Below are 19728 nucleotides of genomic sequence, written 5' to 3' on the forward strand. Positions count from 1 at the left end.
AAGGGGGTGCGGCCACCTCTCCGGACGCCCGTCCTCACCAGCGTGGGCGTACCTCGCGTGGTTACCGGGCAGCCGGGGGAGGGTGTCCCTGTCGGCGGGTGCCTCGCCGTGGTCGAGGTAAGGCGAGGCACCCGCGCGCCGCGTCAGCTCTGGGTCAGAACTTGACCTCGCTGTAGGTCATCAGCTTGCTCAGCCGGTGCTCGCCGCTGACACGCCGGATCGTGCCGCTGCGACCACGGGTCACGAGGGAGTCGGTCGCGGCCCCGCCATGGGCGTACCGGACGCCCTGCAGGAGTTCGCCGTCGGTGATTCCGGTGGCCGCGAAGAACACGTCCTCCGAGGAGACCAGGTCGTCGGTGGTCAGGACACGGGTGACGTCATGGCCGGCCGCTTCGGCCTTACGGCGTTCGGCGTCGTCGGTGGGGGCCAGTCGTGCCTGGATGACCCCGCCGAGGCACTTCAACGCGCACGCGGCGATGATGCCCTCGGGGGTTCCCCCCGTCCCCAGTAGCAGGTCGACACCGGTGTCGGGGCGCGCGGCCATGATGGCGCCCGCGACGTCGCCGTCGGTGATGAACTTGATGCGGGCGCCGGCGGCGCGCACCTCCTCGACCAGGTCCGCGTGCCGTGGACGGTCCAGCAGGACCACGGTCACGTCCTGCGGTGCGCCGCCCTTCGCCCGTGCGACGGCCTGGATGTTGTCGGCGACCGGCGCCTCGATGTCGACGTGCGGCGCGGCCAGCGGGCCGGTGACCAGCTTCTCCATGTAGAACACGGCCGAGGGGTCGTACATGGAGTGGCGCGGGGCGACGGCGATCACCGAGATCGCGTTCGGCATTCCCATGGCCGTCAGCCGGGTGCCGTCGATCGGGTCCACCGCGACGTCACACTCGGCGCCGCTGCCGTCGCCGACGTGCTCGCCGTTGAACAGCATCGGCGCGTCGTCCTTCTCACCCTCACCGATCACGACCGTGCCGTTCATGGACACGCTGCCGATCAGGTGACGCATTCCCCGTACAGCGGCACCGTCGGCCCCGTTCTTCTCACCCCTGCCCACCCAGCGGGCCGCCGCCAACGCGGCCGCCTCCGTGACGCGCACCAACTCCAGGGCGAGGTTGCGGTCAGGTGTGGTCGAATGTGCCGTGGTGTCGCTCATGCCGTGTCTTCCTCCCGTGTCGAGCGGACTCCATTGTCGCCTACGAAGGGCGGCGACCCGAGGCGGGGCGCGGCGACGAACAGGAGCGTCACGTCACGTAACCTGAGGGTTTCTTGACCGGCGACGGCGGCTGGGGACGGGACGAAGGTGGCTGAGGCGCAACGGTCGGTGCGGGGCGCGCACCGTGGAGACGCGACCCGACGGGCCCTGTTGGAGGCCGCGGCGCGGGTGTTCGGTGCCGTGGGGTTCGACAAGGCCGGTGTCAGCGAGATCGCGGCGGCGGCCGGGACGAGTGTGGGAGGGCTCTACCACCACTTCGGTGGCAAGGCCGAACTCCACCGTGCGCTGTTCGAGGAGTTCCAGCGTCGACAGCAGGGCCGGACCCGTCAGGCGGTGGACCGGGCGCGCGCCCAGGGCGAGTCCGATCCGACCCACCTCATGATCCTCGCCACCCACGCCTACCTCAACGGATGCATCGACGACCGGGACGCGGCGCACCTCTTCTACTGCGAGGACGGGCCACCCGGCTTCGAACGCGAACTGCGGGAGCGGCTGTGGGAGTGGACCGACCGCAACGTCGCGCTCTATCGCAAGGCCGATGAGCCGGTCGACGAAGCACTGCTTATGGTGGTGAGTGGGACGGGTGTCCTCGCGGTGACCCAGCTCGTCCGTGAGCCGGATCGCGCGCGCGCCGAGCGTCTGATCGACGACGTGCTCGCGGTGCTGCAGAGGTTGGTTCCGCCCCGGCCCCACTCCCCGGACGGGCATCCGACGCGACCCTCAGGCGAAGAAGGCAGAACCGCCCCGTGACCACCGAAACAGACGACGCTCCGGCACAGACCGCCGCACCGGCGACTCCGGAGAAGAAGCCGCGCAGTCGAAACGACGTCTTCGCCAACTACCTCGTGGTGCTCCTGGCCTTCGCGGGTATCTCGCTGGTGATCGTGCTGTTCGCGAGCTGGGGCGAGGAGGAGTCCCTCCCCGAGGTCGACTACGAGGCCGACGCGGAGCAGTTCACCGCGTTCGCCCCGTTCCCGGTCTTGGCCCCCGAGGACCTCCCCGACGACTGGGTCGCGACCAGCTCCCGGCTCACCCTCGCCGGCGCCACCGCCGGGGAGGAGATCACCGACCCCGTGAAGTGGGACGTTGGCTTCGTCACCAGCTCCGAGGAGTACGCGTCCCTGCGCATCGGCGACGACGACCCCGAGGACTTCATCGCCGACATGACCAACGACGGCGACCCCGACGGAGACCAACAGGTCGCCGACGACACCTGGGACCGTTACGAGACCCCCGACGGCGACCGCCGCTCCCTCGTCCGCCCCACCGAGGGCGCCACCCTCGTCGTCACCGGCACCGCGACCTACGACGAACTCGCCACTCTCGCCGAGTCCCTGGAACCCCAGGAGTAACCCCCCGCCGCCCCCCATCAGGGATCACCACCCTCACCAGGTGAGGGTGCACATTCACCTGCTATCGCGGGGTCAGGTCCTCCCACCCACTCCTGAGGTCCAGTGAACGAGGTTGATCTGTGGGTCGCGCAGCGTCTATTTTTAATAGACCGACCGTCGGTCTATTAAAAGGAGGGGCATGCCGCGCACCGTCGACCATCGCCTCCACGCGCACAGACGGGACGCGATCCTGGACGCCGCAGCAGACCTGGTCGCCACGCAGGGATACGCGGACATGTCCGTACAGGACGTGATCACCCGCGTGGGGATCTCCAAGGGAGCCTTCTACCACTACTTTGGCTCCAAACCCGCGCTCCTGGAAGGGCTCGTGGAGCGAATCGCCGCGGAGCTGGCTGGCCTGTGCCGTGAGATCGTCGACGACCCCACGCTTCCCGCCGGGGAGAAGCTGCGCCGTTGCTTCCTCACCATGACCCGACGCAAGGCGCGGATGCGGCCATTGCTCATGGAGATGCTGAGCGTCTGGTACTCGGACAGCAACGCCGTCGTGCGCCAGAAACTGTGTGCCACCTCCTCCGGTCAACTGGTGCCACTGATGGCACGTGTCATCCACGAAGGGGTGGACGAAAGGGTGTTCTCGGTCTCTGATCCATTGACCACGGCTGGGATCGTGTGGGGCCTCGCCCAGAACCTACGAGAGTCACTGGGCCGCCTCCTGCTCGACCAGTCCATCGGTGATCCGTTACCGGCGATGCGAACGAGGATCGCGGCGTACACCGAAGCGATCGAACGCGTTCTCGCCATGGAATCCGGAACGCTTCGGCTGATCGACGACGCCGTCGTCGCCGGGTGGGTCGACAGCTCGCTTGGGAGGTCTCGATGAGATTCGTTCTGGTGCACGGTGGTTGGCACGGGGCCTGGTGCTGGGAGCGCTTGGTTCCCCTCATGCGGGAGGCTGGGGCGACGGTCCACACGCCGTCGCTTACCGGAGTCGGGGAGCGCGCGGCCGACGCCACTCCCGACGTGAACGTGAGCACCCACATCGCCGACGTCGTCGAGGTCCTGGAAGAGGAAGACCTGTCGGACGTGGTCCTCGTTGGCCACAGCTACGCGGGATTCGTGATCACCGGAGTCGCGGATCGGGTTCCCGAGCGCATACGGCACCTCGTCTACCTCGATGCGGTGGTTCCCCGGGAGGGAAAGTCGGTGGCCGACGTGCTACCACCCCTGAACAAGGTAGTTCCTTGGGCGACCAACCGTTACGGTGACGGGTGGTTGATGCCGCACCCGCCGCTGAACATGGGGAAGGTGCCGGGCGTGCACGGCTTCTACGGAGTCACCGATGAGACCGACCTCAAGTGGATCAGCGCGAACATCACGCCGCAGCCGGTGCGTACCTTCACCGAGCCCTATCGCGGTCGTACCACGGGCTTGCTGGAAAGTCTTCCTCGCACCTATGTCCATTGCACCGGTGGCGGGCGGCTCGTGCAGTGGGCACGCAGGCCCCGTCGGGCGTTCTGGCCCCCGAGGGACCCGGGATGGCAACATCGCCGTCTCGCCACGGGACACAACGCCATGATCACGGCCCCGGCCGAGCTGGCGGATTTGTTGTTGGGGCTCTGACGAGCGTCGCCATCGTGGGTCGCGATCCCTTTGGTCGCGGCCGCCCCAATCGCCTTCCCGTCGGGCTTCAGAACGGACGGTCGTCGGTCCCGTTACCGTTGTCCGGGCCGTCGGCTTCTGGTTCCTGCTCGGCGAGGGCGGCGGCGAGGCGGGCGCGGGCGCCCTCGAGCCAGCTCTCGCAGGTGGTGGCGAGGCGTTCCCCGCGTTCCCAGAGCTGCATGGTCTGCTCGAGGGTGAGGCCGCCGCTCTCGAGTTGGCGGACGACGTTCGTGAGCTCGTCGCGGGCCCGTTCGTAGCTGAGGTCCTCGTCGCGCGGGGTTTCGGTGGTGTCACTGGCGTCGCTCATGCGTTCTCTGCGTTCTCGTCGTTGGTTACGTCGCCCGTGTCGGCGGTGACGGTCAGGCTGTCGTCGGCGAAGCGCACACGGAGGTGCTCGCCCGCCGAAACCTGGGTGGCGGAGGTGACGACGCCGTCGTCGACGCGTTGCACCACGGCGTACCCCCGAGCCAACGTGGTGTGGGGGGACAGGGCCAGCAGGCGCGCCCGGGTGTGGGTCAGGTCGTCGGAGCCACGGTCCAACCCGACCGTGACACAGCGGCGGGCCCGGTCACGCAGACCCTCGATGTGGTCGGCCAGGCGGTCGATCTCACCGACCGGGCTGGCCAGCGCCGGGCGGGACCGCATTCCCGCGAGCCAGGACAGTTCCCGCTCCAGCCCGCCCCGGACCACGCGTCGGGCCCGGTCCCGGAGCTGGCGAACCTGAACGAGCTGTTCGCCGACGTCGGGGACCGCCTTCTTCGCCGCGTCGGTGGGCGTGGAGGCCCGCAGGTCGGCCACGAGGTCGAGCAGGGGACTGTCCTGTTCGTGGCCGATCGCGCTGATGACCGGGGTACCCGCCGCCGCGACCGCCCGCACGAGCGCCTCGTCGGAGAACGGGAGGAGGTCCTCCAGGGGGCCGCCGCCTCGGGCGATGACGATGACGTCGACGTCCGGGAGCGCGTCCAGTTCCTTCAACGCGTTCGTCACCTCGCCCACCGCGCGGTCACCCTGGACCGCTACCTCCCGCACCTCGAAGCGGACGGCCGGCCACCGACGGCGGCCGTTCTCCAGGACGTCCCGCTCGGCCGCGGAGTCCCGGCCGCAGATCAGGCCGACGGAGGTCGGCAGGAACGGCAGGGCGCGCTTGCGCTCGGTGGAGAAGACGCCCTCCGCGGCGAGGGTCTTGCGAAGCTGCTCCAGCCGCGCCAACAGTTCGCCGAGGCCCACGTGCCGGATCTCCAGCGCCGCCAGGGAGAAGGTGCCGCGCGCGACGTAGAAGTCGGGCTTGGCGTGGATGACCACACGGGTGCCGGCCTCGGGGGTGGGCGTGGTCGCCCGAAGGACCCGCACCGGACACACGACCCGAGCGGACACGTTGGCGACCGTGTCGCGCAGGGTGATGAAGACGGTCCCGCCGCGCTGGTTCAGCTCGGCGATCTGCCCCTCCACCCAGATGCGTCCCAATCGTCCGATCCACCCGCCGACCGCCTGCATCACGGCGCGGACCGACTGTGGTTCCTCCGGGGAGCTCTCCATGCCCATGCAGACGACCCTACGGCAGGACGCCGACACAGCGGGCGCGACCAAGCCGCTGTCGGAGCTCACCGAGTGCGACGTGTGTTCGGTCCCGCGTCGGCAGCGGCGGAACCGGTCCCCGGGCCACCCCCGCGTCACCGCCGTGACCTGTCCCGGGAAAGCCGAAACGGCGTGGAGGAGATCCCCCACGCCGATGACGCGGCCGAGCGTGGTCCGCTGCCCGAGTGAACGTGAGCCCCGGCGACGCCGCGGTTGTTCCGTCGGACGTCGCCAGACGCACCGCGACTGGGCTAGCTGTCGCCTTCGCTCTCGTTCTCCAGCTTGGCGATCCGGTTGTCATACATCTTCAGGAAGTCGGCCCGGTCCTCGTTGGCGGCCTCGTAGCTGCGCATGGTGCGGACGTCGTCCAGAGTGAGCTTGCGCAGCCGTGCCCGCATCGACGGCAGGGTGACGGTGCTGTAGTTCGGCACCGGCAGCTCCGACTCATTGGAGGCGGCGACCGCGCGGTCCAGCGAGTCGCGGCTGGCGGCGACGGTCTTGGTGTCCCCCGCCTTCAGCTCCTCGGCGATGGACTCCTTGTCCTCGTCCGCGACGAGAGGGGCCTCTTCGGTGGTATCCGTGGCCTCGGCGGTGTCGTCCCGCTCCTCGGACTCGTTGGCGGACTCACCGCTCTCCGCCGTGGTGTCAGCGCCGTCGGTGGTCTCGGACGTGGCGTCGGCGGGGGAGTCGGTGTCGACCGGGGCGTCTTCGGTCGAGGTCTCGGGCTTGGCGTCGGAGCTCGACGTGGTGTCGGCGTCCTTCTGCTCGGCCTTCTGATCCTCGGGTGCTCTCTGGCCGAAGATTCCCTTGACGAGGTCGACGATCCTGCCAGTGATCGTTTCGTTGGTCATGGGTTCGGGGGCTTCCTTGTAGTCGCGGGCTGGGGGAAATGTCACCCCATGGACGGTCTCGCTCGGTGCTCGCGCCCGGTCGGGTGTGAATCAAGTATCGGTAATACCCGGAGATTAAGCCACAATAGAGTAGTTTGCCGCTTCTCCTCACCCGGCCAGTGCTTGATTATCCTCATGCGTCCCAGTTGGGAGATGCGCCCGTGAAGCGGTGTGTCAAACCCCGCCGCGCACGACGGCCGTGGGCGTCCTGGTAGCCGAGGTGTTACCGGATCCTAGTATGGATGGTATGACTCAATCCTCGCAGCGTGTCCTGCTCGCCAAACCCCGCGGTTACTGCGCCGGTGTGGACCGGGCGGTTATCGCCGTGGAGAAGGCCCTGGAACGGTACGGCGCACCCGTTTACGTCCGCAAGCAGATCGTGCACAACACATACGTGGTGCGCACCCTGGAGGAACGCGGCGCCATCTTCGTCGAGGAGACCGACGAGGTCCCCGAGGGCGCGGTCGTGGTCTTCTCCGCCCACGGCGTTTCGCCGGCGGTCCACGAGCAGGCGGAGCGCCGCAACCTGCAGACCATCGACGCCACCTGCCCCCTGGTCACCAAGGTGCACAAGGAAGCACAGCGCTTCGCCGCCCAGGACCGCGACATCGTGCTCATCGGTCACGCCGGGCACGAGGAGGTGGAGGGCACCAGCGGCGAGGCCCCCGACCACATCCAGCTCGTGGAACGCCCGGAGGACGTCGCAAACCTCGAGGTGCGCGACCCGGACAACGTCTCCTGGCTGTCGCAGACCACGCTCTCGGTCGACGAGACCATGCAGACGGTGGACGCGCTGCGCCAGAAGTACCCCAACCTGCTCGACCCGCCGAGCGACGACATCTGCTACGCCACGTCCAACCGCCAGGAGGCGGTGAAGGCGATCGCCCCGCAGTGTGACCTGGTGCTGGTGGTGGGTTCGGACAACTCGTCCAACTCGCAGCGACTGGTCGAGGTCGCGCTGGACGCGGGGGCGACGGCGTCGTACCTGATCGACGACGCGTCGCTCATGGACGAGGCGTGGCTGCGGGGAGTGGCCACGGTGGGGGTCACCAGTGGCGCCTCGGTGCCGGAGATCCTGGTCGACCGGCTGCTGGAGCGCCTGGCCGAACACGGCTACGCCGACGTGGAGGAAGTGGAGACGACCCGCGAGTCGTTGACGTTCTCCTTGCCCAAGGAGCTACGTAAGGACGCCCGCGCGAGCTAGCTCCGACGTCGGCCGCTGGGCCGTGCCCTCAGGAGCGGTCCTTGCGCAGGTCCGCCCGGAAGCGACCGATCTGCCGCGGAAGACCGCGGAAGACCGCGATCACCAGCACGGCCGACGTGCCGAAGAACAGCCACGGAGCCGCCCCCGCGAGCAGCATCATCAGCGACAGCAGGGCGCTGCGCGCGCCCTCGTCGCCGCCCGCCGACGTCAGGGCGAGGGCGACCAGAGCGCCACCGAGATAGGCGACCGGAGGGCAGACACACATCGGGAGCAGGTCCTTGACCCGAGTGAAGAAGGCGGCGAACACGCTCGCCACGAAGAACCCCAGGCCACTGACGATCGGGGCCCCGCTCCACACCGAGATCAGGGTCGACACCAGGCTGACCGCGACGATCCCGGTGATGGCGCCCCGCGCGGTCAGACGCAGGGGCTGGTAGGTGGGCGTCGACGGCTTGGCCGCGCGCCGGACATGTGGCGGCTGCTCGCTCCCGCGCCGGATACGCGGGGGAGCGGCGCGTTGCTGTTCGCCCCGCACGGGCGCCGCCCTCCGCTCAGTTACGTAGCTCACAGAAGTTATACTGTCACTCTCTGTACCTAATTTCAGTGTCCTGATCGCGCGTCGCGTCATTGAACCCGTGATCGGTGTTATCCCCCGTGAATGCCGCCCCGAAAAGCTCTGTCCGCATTTGGCGGCTTATGTCCGAAGAATGGCCAACGGAAACAGGCTCGGGTTCGGGATCCGGTTCGGTGACTTCCAACGACTCCGACTCGGTAAGCTCCGGCGCGGCCAGGGGGCGGGCGTGACTCTCCACGGGCGACGGCGTCGCGAGATCGGACTCGGTGAGTCCGAGGTCCTTGAACCGGCGCGCCGACACCAGGACCCGGCTCTCCAACGACCCCACCGTCTGGTTGTAGGCGTCGACAGCCCTGGTCAGCGCCTTGCCGAGTCCATCCACTCGGCTCCCCAGCGTGGTGAGCCGCTCGTGGATCTGCTTGCCGAGCTCGAAGACCTCCCGGGCGTTCTCGCTGAGTGCCCGCTGCTGCCACGCGTACTGCGCCGTGCGCAGCAGCGAGATCAACGTGGTCGGCGTCGCGATGTGGACCCGGCGCCCCATCGCGTACTCCAACAGGCCGGCGTCGTGCTCCAACGCCGGAGCGAGGAACGCCTCCCCCGGGATGAACAGCACCACGAACTCCGGCGTCGCGCTGAACGACGCCCAGTAGGACTTGCTCGCCAGTGAGTCCACGTGCTTGCGCAGGTGCCGCGCGTGGTCGGAGAGCCGGGCCGTGCGCAGGTCCGGATCGTCGGACTCCGCCGCCTCCAGGTACGCCGCCAGCGAGACCTTGGAGTCGACCACGATGCTCTTGCCCCCCGCGAGGCGGATCACCATGTCGGGACGCTGCGTTCCCTGGTTCGAGTCGACGCTGACCTGTTCCTCGAAGTCACAGTAGGCGGCCATCCCCGCGAGCTCGGCCACGCGCCGCAACTGGAGCTCCCCCCAGCGTCCCCGCGCCTCGGGCCGCCGCAGCGCCGTCACCAGCGCCTGGGTCTGGCCGCGCAGTGCCTCGGAGCCCTCGCGCAGCAGGTCGACGTGCTTGGTCAGCTCGGCGTGCGCCGCTCTGCGCCCCGCGTCGGCCTCGCGGAGCTGCGTCTCCATCCGCGTCAACGTGTCGCGCAGCGGCGTCACGAGATGTTCGATCGCCTGCCGGCGCTGTTCCAGCTCGCCCGTCGCGTCGGCGTTCACCGCCTTCAGCCGCCCCTCTGCGAGCTCCAGGAACCGGTGGTTGGTCGCGTCCAACGCCTGTGCCGACAGCTCCCGGAACCGTTCCGCGAGCTGGGTGTCCAAGAGGTTCGCCCGCTCCTCAGCCGCGATGGCCCGCGCCTCGGCGTCCCCGTCCGGACTCCGCTGGCCCCGCGCCAGCAGCCATCCGATCAGCGCCCCCAGCAGCAGACCGATCAGCAACGTCACCACAAGGCTCAGACCATCCATCCCACCATGCTCTCAGGCAACGCCGACGCGCCCCGGGAACCCACGCTGAACCGTGCGCGGGGTGTGTGGGATCACGGTCAAGGGGCGGTCACCGGCGATGGATCGACTGGAAGCCCGCTTCGGTGCCCCGCCCGATGCGGTCACACACCGTAGGGCCTAGGATCCTTCGCGCATCGAAACGATCAACGACTCGAAGGCTGAACAGATGAGCGCAGCTCGCCCCCGATCCCGCCTCGGTCTGCTCACCGTGGCGACGTCCGTCGCTCTGTTTGCCACAGCGTGTGGTTCCGACGGCGAAGTGGACGCTGACCAGGAGCCGCCCGACGAGACCGAAGTCGCCGACGAGAAAGACCCCGAGCCCACGTTGGGGGACCCCGGCATCCTGGCCGTGGACTGTGCGGACAACGCGCTCGTGGCCACCCTGTTCTCCGACGAGGACGGGAACGAGCTCGTGAGTCGTTCCTTCGAAGGGCAAGGTCTGACCGGGGAGGAAGTCCCCGACTTCGCTGGAGGGCGCCCGATGGAGAACCCATCGGTGAGCCTCCCCGTATGCCCGGTGGAAGCGGAACTGCAGGGCATGAACAACACCCAGCAGGTCCTACTTCCCGATGCTGAGCTGCTCCTCGTGACCGCGACCGAGGACGTCGGCGGCACGGAGGTGGAGACCGTCGGAGTCCTCGACGCCGAGGGCAACCTCTCCGCACTCACCGAGGACCAGGAGGTGAGCGACTTCGAGACTCCCGCGGAGTTCACCACTCCGCGCTACGACCCCGCCGATGACAGGATCCTCTACCTGGAGCCCGACCCCGAGGACCACCAGGCCGGCATCTTCCACGAGTTCGCGCTCGATACCGGCGAGGCGACGGAAGCGTTCGCGTGCGAGGACTGCAGGAGCCTGTGGGTGGATCAGGCCAGCGGGCTCCTCTCGGTGCGAGAAAGCCCGCTCGAGGAACTGGCCAACGTCATCCTGTCCCCGGACGGGTCCGTGGCGGCGGGAGTCCGTGACAACGCCTACTGGAGTGTCGACGCACCCTCGGTCATCAGCGTCGTCAATGACGCGACCGAAGACGGACCAGTGGATGACGCGCTGGCCCTCGACACTGATGCCGCGCTCCTCGTCGGAAACCCGGAAGCCGACGGGGAGCCCGCGCTTTTCGTGTCCGAGACCGAGATGGTCCTGTCGGACAACGAACTCTCCGTCATCGAGGTGGGGGAATCGGATCTCGCGGCGATCGAGGAGGACGAGCTCTCCATCGCCGGGACCCCGATCCCCATCGCCTACACGCTGGTGCCGGACGGGCCGCGGACCAACGGCTCCCCGGTGCTCGCTCCGGACGGTGACGAGGTGGCGTTCCTGTCCCAGACAGACGCGGGAGACGCGAGCTGGTACCGAGTCCCCACCGACGGTTCGGAAGATCCAACCGAGATCGGCCCCGTCGACTCCGCCGAGGACGAAACCGCCGACTACGTTCCCCTCAGTTGGAACTGACCCACCGCCTCCGGCCGCGGTGACCCCACCGCGGCCGGAGCGCGTTCAGGAGCCTGCCACGACCTGTGCCACCTCGAGCAGTCCGGCCAGCTCCTGGTGCTCGAACTCGTCCACCACCGTGGTCCGGGGGAAGTGCCAGAGACGTTGGGTGTAGTAGGACGAGTTGGACGCCCCCTGCTCAGCGCAGGGCACCAGGAACTCCGCGTAGACGACCGAGGTGCCGTCGATCGTGACTTCGTCCATGAGTTCGGGCTCGGTCGGATTGTCGTTGGTCTCCGACAGCGGAACGATGGAGTCCTCACAGAACGGCGGCTGCTGGCCCCAGGCCAGAGGGAGATCCGGGGTGAGATCTGTCTGTGCATGGGCAGCCCGCCTCACCTCCGTGCTGAGCAACAGGACATGTTCGCACTTCAGTGGAGAGCGGGACGCGGCCATCTCCCAGTTGCACCGGGTCGCGGGATCTGTCGCGATTACCGCGATTTCCCCGTGGACAGCTTCATGCTCAGGGAAATTCACCTGGCGCTGCATCTCATACTCATCCACGTGCACCTCCCACTCCGCGGGCAGCCAGAGGGTGAGTTCCTGGAACTCCACCCGCTGTGCGTCCGGGTGGTCGGAGAGGTCGACGGCCGCGCCGTCGGCGTCCTCGTCATCGTTCCCGGTGGCCTCCGGGGAGTCCTGGGCGTCGGGTCGGCCGGATTCGGTGTTCGGTGGTGAACCGTCTGGCGCCGTGCCCTCGGCGCACCCGAGAACGGTGAGGAGCGCCGCCACGGTGATCATCAAAGGGGGATGAAACTTCATGGTGCGGTAGCCAATTCCACGGAATTCTCGGTGTCAAGCGCGCCGAAAAACATCGCTCTTCGTCGACTGTCACAATAAGGCACAATAATGCCGAACAATTCTCCCGCGTCCTGGTTATAATCCGGCCATGCCAGCACCCGCGGGATTCAGCTACACGGAGCGCTCCGACGGCAGCGTCGTGATCACACACCGCGGCCGTGCCGCGACCACGCTGCGGGGTGCCCGGGCGGCGGAGTTCCTCTCGGAGGTCGACAGTAACCCCCAACTGGTGATGGCTCGCTGGACCGGCAACTACAAGCGGGGCAACGAACGCCAGGCCCGAAGCCACCCCCGAAACCGGGGCCGGTAGGGGAAAACCCATTGCTCGTCGGGTGAGGGTGTGTGATCGTGCGGCGATGACCGATCAACACCACGACGTCCGTCGCGATCCTCTTCCGCTTCGTGGCCGAGTCGCCCTGATCACCGGGGTCAGCCGGCGCGGGGGGATCGGGTTCGCGATCGCCCGCCGGATGGCGGCCTACGGGGCGAGCCTCTTCCTGCACCACTACGCGCCGCACGACCACGACCAGGCCTACGGCGCCGACAACGTCCCTGAGGTGCTCGACGCCCTCCGCGCCGAACTCGTTGACGGGGCGCGCCTGGCCGACGTCCACGCCGACCTGGCCGACCCGGACGCTCCCCGTGCCGTGCTCGGGGAGGCCGTGCGCGGGTTCGGACACGTGGACGTTCTCGTCTGCAACCACGCCCGCAGCGGCGACGACGGCCAGCTCGGAGAGCTCACGGCGGCGCAGCTCGACGGACACTGGGCCGCCGACGCCCGGTCCTGCATCCTGCTCACCCAGGAGTTCGCGAACCAGCACGACGGACGACCCGGCGGGGCGGTCACCTTCATGACCTCGGGCCAGGGGCTCGGACCGCTTCCCGGCGAGGTGGCCTACGGCGCGGCCAAGGCGGCGCTGGCCGGAATCACCGTCACCCTCGCCGACCAGCTCGCCGACGCGCGGATCCGCCTCAACACCGTCAACCCCGGCCCGGTGGACACCGGGTACTTCACCGAGGAGATGCGGCGAGTCTCCCAGCCCATGTTTCCCTTCGGCCGGATCGGCGAGCCTGACGACCCAGCCCGCCTCATCGCCTGGCTCGCCACGGACGAGGCCGACTGGGTCACCGGCCAGGTGATCAACACCGAGGGCGGATTCGCGCGGTGGCGCCCCCGCGGCACCTGACCACACCCACGCTCCCGGCGCCCGCTCAGTGCCCCTCGGATCCGCCCGGGGGGACACGTCGCAACGCCACCAAGACCATCACGGCTGTCACCGCAAGCGTCACGGCGCTCACGGTCACAGCCCACTGGATTCCGTCGGTGAACGCGTGGAACGCGACACCGCGCAACGCCTCTGCGGCGTGGGCGGGCAACTCCTCGGCGATCGCGACGGTCCCCGGCAGTGTCTCCTTGACGACCTCCGTCACCTCGTCAGGGGCGTCATCGGGAGTGTTGTCCTCGACCGAGGACCGGTACACAGCCATCCCGACGCTGCCCAGGACCGCGACCCCCAGCGCCCCGCCCAGCTCGCCCGCCGCCTCCGACAGCGACGACGCGGCGCCCGCGCGCTCCGGCGGCGCCGCTGCGACCACCAGATCCGTGCACAGCGCCGCGATACCGCCGACGAACAGCCCGACCCCGGCCATACCGACCAGCATCGTGGCGGCGGAGAAGTCGGGGGTGACGCTTCGAAGAACCAGCATGCTCGACGCGCCCACGACCAGGGCACAGGCCACGACATACGCCGGGCGCACGACCGCGACGAGAGTCGAGCACAGGACCGCCCCCACGGTCGCCCCGATCGCCACCGGAAGCGTCCACAGGCCAGCGACGAAAGGCCGCATCTCCACCACGAGCTGCAGGTACTGAGCCACGAAGAACATGAAGCCCAACAACGAGAACATGCCCAACACAAGGGTCAGCAGTGAGACACTCAAAGCCGGCACCGCGAACAGTCGAACGTCGATGAGGGGGTCGGGCAGGCGCCGCTGTCGCAGTACGAACCACACCCCGAGGACCAGCCCCCCGACCAGGGCGACGAGCGGCACCGTCTCCACCCCGTCGTCGACGAGCCGCTTGAGGCCGTAGACCGCGGCCAGGACCGCCGTGAGGGACAGCGCGGCGCTGAACAGGTCGAACCGGCCGGGACTGTCCTTCCGGGACTCCGGGAGGAACAGAGGGCCCGCGACCAACAACAGCACCATCACCGGCACGTTGATGAGGAACACCGACCCCCACCAGAAGAACTCCAGCAGCGCGCCCCCGACCAGCGGACCCAGCGCCGTCCCCGCGGTGAACCCCGCGGTCCACAGCGCGATCGCCAGCCGACGCTGCGCGGCGACGCGGAACATGTCCCGGATCAGCGCCAATGTACTCGGCATGAGCGTCGCGCCACCGATACCGAGCACAGCCCGCGCGGCGATGAGCATCTCCGCCGACTGCGCGAACGCCGCCATCACCGAGGCCCCACCGAACGCGACCGCGCCCAACAGCAACAATCGCCTGCGCCCGATCCGATCCCCGAGTGTCCCCATCGTGATCAGCAGACCGGCGAGCAGGAACGTGTAGATATCCATGATCCACAGCAGTTGCGTACCGCTGGGCACCAGATCCGCGCTGAGCCACGGCAGAGCGAAGTTGAGGACCGTCACGTCCATCGAGATCAGCAGAACCGGCAGCATCAACACCGCCAGCCCCACCCACTCCCGCCACCCCGCCGGCGACGGAGCTTCCTGTGTGGTGGATTCCGTGTGCATACGGCTCAGTCAAGGAACCCGCACGCACCGGCCGCGCACCGCGGGCCACGCGCACGCACCGCCAGAGCACCATGGTGCGCGCGTGCGCTCGTCGGAGGGTGCCGTCTGGTTACAGGCCAGGAGGTGGTGTTCGGTACCAGCTAGTGATGACCTTCACCAGGTGCACCAGGTTCTGCGTGCGCATGATGGGAGCTGAGGCGTTCACTTCGAAGTCGGAGTTCGTCTGTCCCCGGCGCCAAAAGCTGGCGTCAGAGACAGGGGCGTTCATGTGGGGGTTGAGTCGGGCGAAGAATGAGATGATCTCTTCGTCGTCCGCGTTGTGGTTCTCCCGTAGCTCGTGGTAAACCCCGGCAAGGACGCGGAGCATTCCCACCGATCCAAGGAGGGACTGTGACCGAAGCTCGATCGGCTTCAGCGTTCCCTCGGCGACAGCGGACAAGTCGGTGAAACCTTCGGCGAGGCAATCGAAGAACCCGTGGACCAGTTCGACCAGAACCTCGTCCGCCAGCTCACGCTCGCGTTGCTTCCCCATCCTGCCGGCGACACCCACCGCGACACCACGGGTGAGGTCCGCGACGTGTTTCGCTCCCATGAGGTTCGGGTTCTTGGCCGTCATCCGATCCTGCTCCAGGTCAACCTTCCCCTTGAGCAGGGCATGACTGACCACCCGATCGAGAATGCGATTGGCCACCTTGCTGCTGTCGAAGCGGGCGCGCAACGCGCTCGAAATCCCCTTCGCGTTATCCGCCACGTCGACGAACATTTGGCGGGCTTGGACATTGTCCGGCTCGAGGTAGATGTCCACGCCCACCGATTCGTTCTCCAACCGCTGAAGCTGCGTCGCGAGTTTCCCACGGGTGGCCCGTAGGGTCTCGACCCGCTCTGGCTTGACCGCCCGTGCGATTTCCCGTTCGATTTTCTTTATCTCTTCGCCGATAGACTTGATCGTCATGTGGACACCAAGAATGCGGTGCTGTCCGTCGACGTTGTACAGGGGTGAGAGTCCCCCCACGGCCCACGGGATGGTGAGGTAGCCGATCCGCCCTTCCGTTCCCGCGATCTCCTCGAATTCGCATCCGCCGTTGTCCCGGGCGAGGAGCGTTGGGGCGACCCAGTTCTCCTCTTGTCTGATGTAGTCGCCGAACGCTTTGGCATGGCGGCCGTCAACCTTGCGATTGTCTGGGTCGGGCTTATCGGGATCCGGTAGCGGAAGGATTACATCGATACTGGTGAGTGGGATCCGGATGGTGTACACGGTACGGCCGCCCTGAGTGGAACGTTGAGCGATGAAGGTGCTCTCGCGGCGGGGGCCGGTGATCTTGTCGCTCTGGATCTCGATCAACACTGTTCCTTGGCTGGGGGATATTGGGCAGACCATACCATTTGGCTGCTTGTCTCCAAGGAATGGTTCTAGAATTGACGAAGTACGCCAATGTCGACCGGACGACCACAAATGTGTGATGTGTGCCAGGGGGAACCCGACGGACCCTGTGGCGCGGTGAAACCTTCGATCCCCTATCCCCGCAGCGTCTCCACCGCCGCGGCGACGGTGGGGAAGAGATCCGCACGGGGGGTCGTGACTCCGGTGGTGAAGGCGACGGTGAACGCTTCGTCGCCCAGGGCCGCACGGAGCGTCTTGACTGTGGTGCGACCGTCGGCGTCGATCACGTCGGTGGCGCCGCGGGTGGCGACGGTGATGCCCAGCACGATAGCGGCGCGCTCCGGCTCGCCGGCCGCGGCGAGGGCGCTAGCGATGACCTCTCCTGCTCCGACACAGGCGAGCAAGTGTGGAGCCGACTGGGGGTTGGCGAGGGCGACGGCGTGACGGCGCGCCGCCGATCTCGGGCCGTGTTCAGACTCGGCGATCCGGTACCGCTCGATCAACACACGGAACTGTCGCCGCCACGCGGGACCACCGACCGAACCCTCGGTCGCGACGTCGCGGGCGAGATCGCACAGCCGCCGCGCCTTCGCCAGGTCACCACGCAAACGCGCGACGCGTGCCGACCCCGTCCGCGCCCACACCATGACCTCACGGGAACCGGCGCGGCGCCCGAACACGGCGGCACGTTCGTACTCCCGGTCCGACTCCTCGAGGCGGCCAAGGCGCTCCAGGGCGTCCCCCCGCATACACGCCAGTTCCCCGGAGTCCTCGATCGCGTCGATCTCTTCGGCGAGCCGCAGTGCCTCGCTGGTGAGTACGAGCGTGCGCTCCGCGTCTCCCCTGCCCGAATACAGGCCCGCGAGCCCCGCGAGCCCCTGGATCTGTCCCCAGGTGTCGCCGAGCGCGCGGAGTCGGTCGGTTCCCTCGCGCAGGTCGGGCTCCGCCCTGGCCGGCTCGGCGATGTGCATGTGGATGTATCCCCGCACGACCTGTGCGGTCGCGCTGGTCCAAGGTTCGTCACTGGAACGGCAGGCATCGACGAACCGCCAGAGGTGGGGTACCTCCCCCTGGGAGCCGCCGTAGAAGGTGGGCCACAGCAAGGTGAGGATCGGCCAGTGTCGGGGGCCCGTCAGTGAAAGGACGACGTCCGCGACGCGGTCCAGGGTCCCCTCCGCGAGGTCCGGGGCGCCGGGGCCGGCGGCCATGGCGTTGAGCGCGCAGAGGACGTATTCCTCCTCCAAGCCGGTGGGCGGTGTCCCGCCCACCTTCCGCAGCAACGTGGCCCCGAGCGCGTTCCACTCGTGGCGCTGCCCCCGCATCCACATATGCAGGGTGGCCGCCGCGATGAGACGCAGCGCGGTCGCCGTGTCGTGTTCGACCGACCACCGCAGTGCCGCGTGCAGATTCTCCTGCTCCGGGGACAGCGTCCGAAGCCACGTCGCCTGATCGGCGCCGCGCAGGTGCCGTTCGGCCTCGATGGAAAGCGCGAGGAAATGGGCCGCGTGGGCCGAGCGGACGTCCCGTGTCTCCTCGGCCTCCGCGAGTCGTTCCGTCGCGTAGGTCCGGATCGTCTCCAGCATGCGGAACCGATGCCCGCTCACCTGGAGGAACGACTTATCGACCAGGTCGGCGAGAGTGTCGGCGACGTCCGAACCGCCACACGTCGCCTCCACCGCGTCCAGCGTGGCGCCCCCGGAGAAGACGGAGAACCGCCGGGCCAGGCGTTGTTCCTCGTCGTCCAGGAGATCCCAGCTCCACGACACAGCGGCGCGCAGAGTTCTGTGTTTGGGGTGGGCGACCCGGTTCCCACGGGTCAGGACGTCGAACCGGTCGGCCAGTCGCTCCGTGACAGTGCTCAGAGACAGAGCCCGCAGACGTGCCGCCGCGAGCTCTATCGCCAGCGGGAGTCCGTCCAACGTCCGGCAGATCGTGACGACGTCGCCCACGGTGGTGTCATCCACCTGGAATCCGGGCCGTACCGCCCGGGCCCGCTCGGCGAACAGTCGGACCGCTGGGGAGGCGGCCGCCGCCTCGGCCGGGGACCCCACGTCCGGGAGGGCGAGGGGCGAAACGGGGCGCAGCACCTCGCCGGTGACGCCGAGATGCTCCTGACTGGTGGCGAGGACTCGTAGCGCGGGACACGACGTCAGCAGCGTGTGGGCGAGTGAGGCGACGTGGGGGAGTACGTGTTCACAGTTGTCGAAGACCAGGAGCGTTGCCGTGTCCGAGAGAGCGGCCACCAGGCGCGACGTCGGATCGTCGGGCTCCTCGACCGCGCCGCCCGCCGAGGCGCTGAGCCCGCCCGCGCGGATGTCCATCGCGTTCACCACGACCTGGACGACCTCGGCGTCGGTCCGCGCGTCGGCGAACTCCGCGACGCACACCGCCCCCGTCACCCGCGTCGCCACCTCCAACGCGCGCCGGGTCTTGCCGACACCGCTCGGCCCGACCAACGTCACGAGGCGTTCGGTCTTCAGTAGCTCCACCAGGTCATCCAGCTCGGTCACGCCACCGACGAAACGCGTGATCGGTGTGGGTGCCGGACGGGGAAGCTTCGGGCCTCCAGTCGCTGGTGAGGGGACGTGCGGTGAGGGAGCGGGGGCCGACGCCGCACCACGCAGCACCTCCAGGTGCGCCTCCGAGAGCTCCGCGGACGGGTCGGCGCCGAGCTCGTCGGCGAGCCACGCCCGTCCCTCCTCGAACAGTGCCAGTGCCTCCGCCTGGCGCCCTACTGAGGCAAGCGCGCGCATGGTGAGACCACGCAGGCGTTCGCGCGACGGATGTTCGGCCAGCAGGCTCTTCAGCGGTGTGATCAGGTCCGATGGGTCACCGATGGCGAGTCGCGCCGCATAACGGCTCTCCATGGCGGTGAGGCGGGTTTCGTCCAGTCCCTGCCTCCGTGCCGACACGAACGGTGCCTCGCCCACATCCGACAACGCCTCACCTCGCCACAGGGAGAGCGCCTCGTCGAGTACGGGCGCGGCCGTGTGGGGATCCCCGTTGGTCAGGGCGCGCTGGCCCGAGGCGGCGAGGCGTTGGAACAGCAGCGCGTCGACGTCCTCGGGCGCCACCGCGAGCCGATACCCGCCCGGGTGTGACTCCAGCAGATGTCCGCCGTCGACGGACCGCAACGTGGCGCGAATTCGCGAAATCTGGGACTGGAGGGCGTTCGCGGCATACGCTGGTGCCCCCGTGTCGTAGACGTCGTCGAGAAGTCGCCCGACCGGAACGACGCGCCCCGCTTCGACGGCCAGGCGAGCCAACAGCGCTCGGCGGCCAGACCCCCCAGATGGCAGAACCTCGCCATCGTCCGTCCACAACTCGGTGGAGCCGAGGATCCCGATCCGCATCGTTCCATTATCTCTGAG

Annotated in this window: 18 protein-coding genes; 8 read left to right on the top strand and 10 right to left on the bottom strand. The window is 68.5% G+C overall.

Annotation, left to right across the window (positions count from 1 at the left end; translation table 11 throughout):
* Positions 1–154: 154 nt before the first annotated feature.
* Positions 155–1156 (bottom strand): class II fructose-bisphosphatase, encoded by a 1002-nt coding sequence (gene glpX, locus J4H86_RS22195; RefSeq protein ID WP_236540002.1) that lies wholly within the window; start codon positions 1154–1156, stop codon positions 155–157.
* 147 nt (positions 1157–1303) lie between these two features.
* Between glpX and J4H86_RS22200 the strand changes: the two genes are divergently transcribed.
* The 4 genes from J4H86_RS22200 (at position 1304) to J4H86_RS22215 (ending at position 4188) form a co-directional block, all read left to right on the top strand.
* Complete coding sequence (locus J4H86_RS22200; RefSeq protein WP_236540004.1) at positions 1304–1966, top strand: TetR/AcrR family transcriptional regulator; 663 nt, start codon at positions 1304–1306, stop codon at positions 1964–1966.
* Positions 1963–2568 carry a DUF4245 domain-containing protein gene (locus tag J4H86_RS22205; RefSeq protein ID WP_236540006.1) on the top strand — a complete coding sequence of 202 codons (606 nt, stop codon included), beginning with the start codon at positions 1963–1965 and terminating at the stop codon, positions 2566–2568. The genes J4H86_RS22200 and J4H86_RS22205 overlap by 4 nt, the downstream gene beginning before the upstream one ends.
* Before the next feature lie 178 nt (positions 2569–2746).
* Positions 2747–3448 (top strand): TetR/AcrR family transcriptional regulator, encoded by a 702-nt coding sequence (locus J4H86_RS22210; RefSeq protein ID WP_236540008.1) that lies wholly within the window; start codon positions 2747–2749, stop codon positions 3446–3448.
* Complete coding sequence (locus J4H86_RS22215) at positions 3445–4188, top strand: alpha/beta fold hydrolase (RefSeq protein WP_236540010.1); 744 nt, start codon at positions 3445–3447, stop codon at positions 4186–4188. The genes J4H86_RS22210 and J4H86_RS22215 overlap by 4 nt, the downstream gene beginning before the upstream one ends.
* A gap of 67 nt (positions 4189–4255) precedes the next feature.
* On the opposite strand, the gene J4H86_RS22220 is transcribed toward J4H86_RS22215, so the two are convergent.
* The 3 genes from J4H86_RS22220 to J4H86_RS22230 form a co-directional block, all read right to left on the bottom strand.
* The gene (locus J4H86_RS22220; protein WP_236540012.1) at positions 4256–4534 is read right to left on the bottom strand and encodes an exodeoxyribonuclease VII small subunit; all 279 of its coding nucleotides are present in this window, start codon (positions 4532–4534) and stop codon (positions 4256–4258) included.
* Entirely contained in the window at positions 4531–5769 is a 1239-nt protein-coding gene (gene xseA / locus J4H86_RS22225; protein ID WP_236540013.1) for an exodeoxyribonuclease VII large subunit, read from the bottom strand. The genes J4H86_RS22220 and xseA overlap by 4 nt, the downstream gene beginning before the upstream one ends.
* A 284-nt stretch (positions 5770–6053) precedes the next feature.
* A complete protein-coding gene (locus J4H86_RS22230; protein WP_236540014.1) occupies positions 6054–6698 on the bottom strand; it encodes a hypothetical protein in 645 nt (214 codons plus the stop codon).
* A gap of 241 nt (positions 6699–6939) precedes the next feature.
* Between J4H86_RS22230 and J4H86_RS22235 the strand changes: the two genes are divergently transcribed.
* Complete coding sequence (locus tag J4H86_RS22235) at positions 6940–7896, top strand: 4-hydroxy-3-methylbut-2-enyl diphosphate reductase (RefSeq protein ID WP_236540016.1); 957 nt, start codon at positions 6940–6942, stop codon at positions 7894–7896.
* Between the two features lie 28 nt (positions 7897–7924).
* Here the strand turns inward: J4H86_RS22235 and J4H86_RS22240 are convergent, their stop codons facing one another.
* Positions 7925–8464 carry a DUF6542 domain-containing protein gene (locus tag J4H86_RS22240; protein WP_236540018.1) on the bottom strand — a complete coding sequence of 180 codons (540 nt, stop codon included), beginning with the start codon at positions 8462–8464 and terminating at the stop codon, positions 7925–7927.
* A 13-nt stretch (positions 8465–8477) separates the two neighbouring features.
* On the bottom strand, positions 8478–9887 hold the full coding sequence (locus tag J4H86_RS22245; RefSeq protein WP_236540020.1) for a DNA recombination protein RmuC: 1410 nt from the start codon (positions 9885–9887) through the stop codon (positions 8478–8480).
* 205 nt (positions 9888–10092) lie between these two features.
* Between J4H86_RS22245 and J4H86_RS22250 the strand changes: the two genes are divergently transcribed.
* Positions 10093–11376, top strand: coding sequence for a hypothetical protein (locus tag J4H86_RS22250; RefSeq protein WP_236540022.1), 1284 nt, complete (start codon positions 10093–10095; stop codon positions 11374–11376).
* A 45-nt stretch (positions 11377–11421) separates the two neighbouring features.
* Here J4H86_RS22250 and J4H86_RS22255 read toward each other — a convergent pair whose 3' ends face one another.
* Positions 11422–12177, bottom strand: a complete 756-nt coding sequence (locus J4H86_RS22255) for a hypothetical protein (RefSeq protein ID WP_236540023.1) — start codon at positions 12175–12177, stop codon at positions 11422–11424.
* A 127-nt stretch (positions 12178–12304) separates the two neighbouring features.
* Here J4H86_RS22255 and J4H86_RS22260 point away from each other — a divergent pair, with 127 nt between their 5' ends.
* Together J4H86_RS22260 and J4H86_RS22265 are read left to right on the top strand one after the other, a co-directional pair.
* Positions 12305–12526, top strand: coding sequence for a hypothetical protein (locus tag J4H86_RS22260; RefSeq protein ID WP_236540025.1), 222 nt, complete (start codon positions 12305–12307; stop codon positions 12524–12526).
* Positions 12527–12572: 46 nt separating this feature from the next.
* Positions 12573–13403, top strand: a complete 831-nt coding sequence (locus J4H86_RS22265) for an SDR family oxidoreductase (protein WP_236540027.1) — start codon at positions 12573–12575, stop codon at positions 13401–13403.
* A 25-nt stretch (positions 13404–13428) separates the two neighbouring features.
* Here J4H86_RS22265 and J4H86_RS22270 read toward each other — a convergent pair whose 3' ends face one another.
* From J4H86_RS22270 to J4H86_RS22280, 3 genes are all read right to left on the bottom strand, one after another.
* On the bottom strand, positions 13429–14976 hold the full coding sequence (locus J4H86_RS22270; RefSeq protein WP_236540028.1) for an MFS transporter: 1548 nt from the start codon (positions 14974–14976) through the stop codon (positions 13429–13431).
* A gap of 109 nt (positions 14977–15085) precedes the next feature.
* On the bottom strand, positions 15086–16321 hold the full coding sequence (locus tag J4H86_RS22275; RefSeq protein WP_236540030.1) for a DNA sulfur modification protein DndB: 1236 nt from the start codon (positions 16319–16321) through the stop codon (positions 15086–15088).
* 170 nt (positions 16322–16491) lie between these two features.
* Positions 16492–19710: a BTAD domain-containing putative transcriptional regulator gene (locus J4H86_RS22280; protein WP_236540033.1), complete on the bottom strand. Its 3219-nt coding sequence runs from the start codon at positions 19708–19710 to the stop codon at positions 16492–16494.
* Between the last annotated feature and the right edge of the window lie 18 nt (positions 19711–19728).

This window comes from Spiractinospora alimapuensis, from assembly GCF_018437505.1.
In the GTDB taxonomy this organism is placed as follows: Bacteria; Actinomycetota; Actinomycetes; order Streptosporangiales; family Streptosporangiaceae; genus Spiractinospora; species Spiractinospora alimapuensis.

Bases quoted from the DNA above. Each gene is read 5' to 3' on its own strand.
- glpX (WP_236540002.1), bottom strand. From the start codon at position 1,156: ATGAGCGACACCACGGCACATTCGACCACACCTGACCGCAACCTCGCC.
- J4H86_RS22210 (WP_236540008.1), top strand. From the start codon at position 2,747: ATGCCGCGCACCGTCGACCATCGCCTCCACGCGCACAGACGGGACGCG.
- J4H86_RS22215 (WP_236540010.1), top strand. From the start codon at position 3,445: ATGAGATTCGTTCTGGTGCACGGTGGTTGGCACGGGGCCTGGTGCTGG.
- J4H86_RS22220 (WP_236540012.1), bottom strand. From the start codon at position 4,534: ATGAGCGACGCCAGTGACACCACCGAAACCCCGCGCGACGAGGACCTC.
- xseA (WP_236540013.1), bottom strand. From the start codon at position 5,769: ATGGGCATGGAGAGCTCCCCGGAGGAACCACAGTCGGTCCGCGCCGTG.
- J4H86_RS22235 (WP_236540016.1), top strand. From the start codon at position 6,940: ATGACTCAATCCTCGCAGCGTGTCCTGCTCGCCAAACCCCGCGGTTAC.
- J4H86_RS22245 (WP_236540020.1), bottom strand. From the start codon at position 9,887: ATGGATGGTCTGAGCCTTGTGGTGACGTTGCTGATCGGTCTGCTGCTG.
- J4H86_RS22250 (WP_236540022.1), top strand. From the start codon at position 10,093: ATGAGCGCAGCTCGCCCCCGATCCCGCCTCGGTCTGCTCACCGTGGCG.
- J4H86_RS22255 (WP_236540023.1), bottom strand. From the start codon at position 12,177: ATGAAGTTTCATCCCCCTTTGATGATCACCGTGGCGGCGCTCCTCACC.
- J4H86_RS22260 (WP_236540025.1), top strand. From the start codon at position 12,305: ATGCCAGCACCCGCGGGATTCAGCTACACGGAGCGCTCCGACGGCAGC.
- J4H86_RS22265 (WP_236540027.1), top strand. From the start codon at position 12,573: ATGACCGATCAACACCACGACGTCCGTCGCGATCCTCTTCCGCTTCGT.
- J4H86_RS22270 (WP_236540028.1), bottom strand. From the start codon at position 14,976: ATGCACACGGAATCCACCACACAGGAAGCTCCGTCGCCGGCGGGGTGG.
- J4H86_RS22280 (WP_236540033.1), bottom strand. From the start codon at position 19,710: ATGCGGATCGGGATCCTCGGCTCCACCGAGTTGTGGACGGACGATGGC.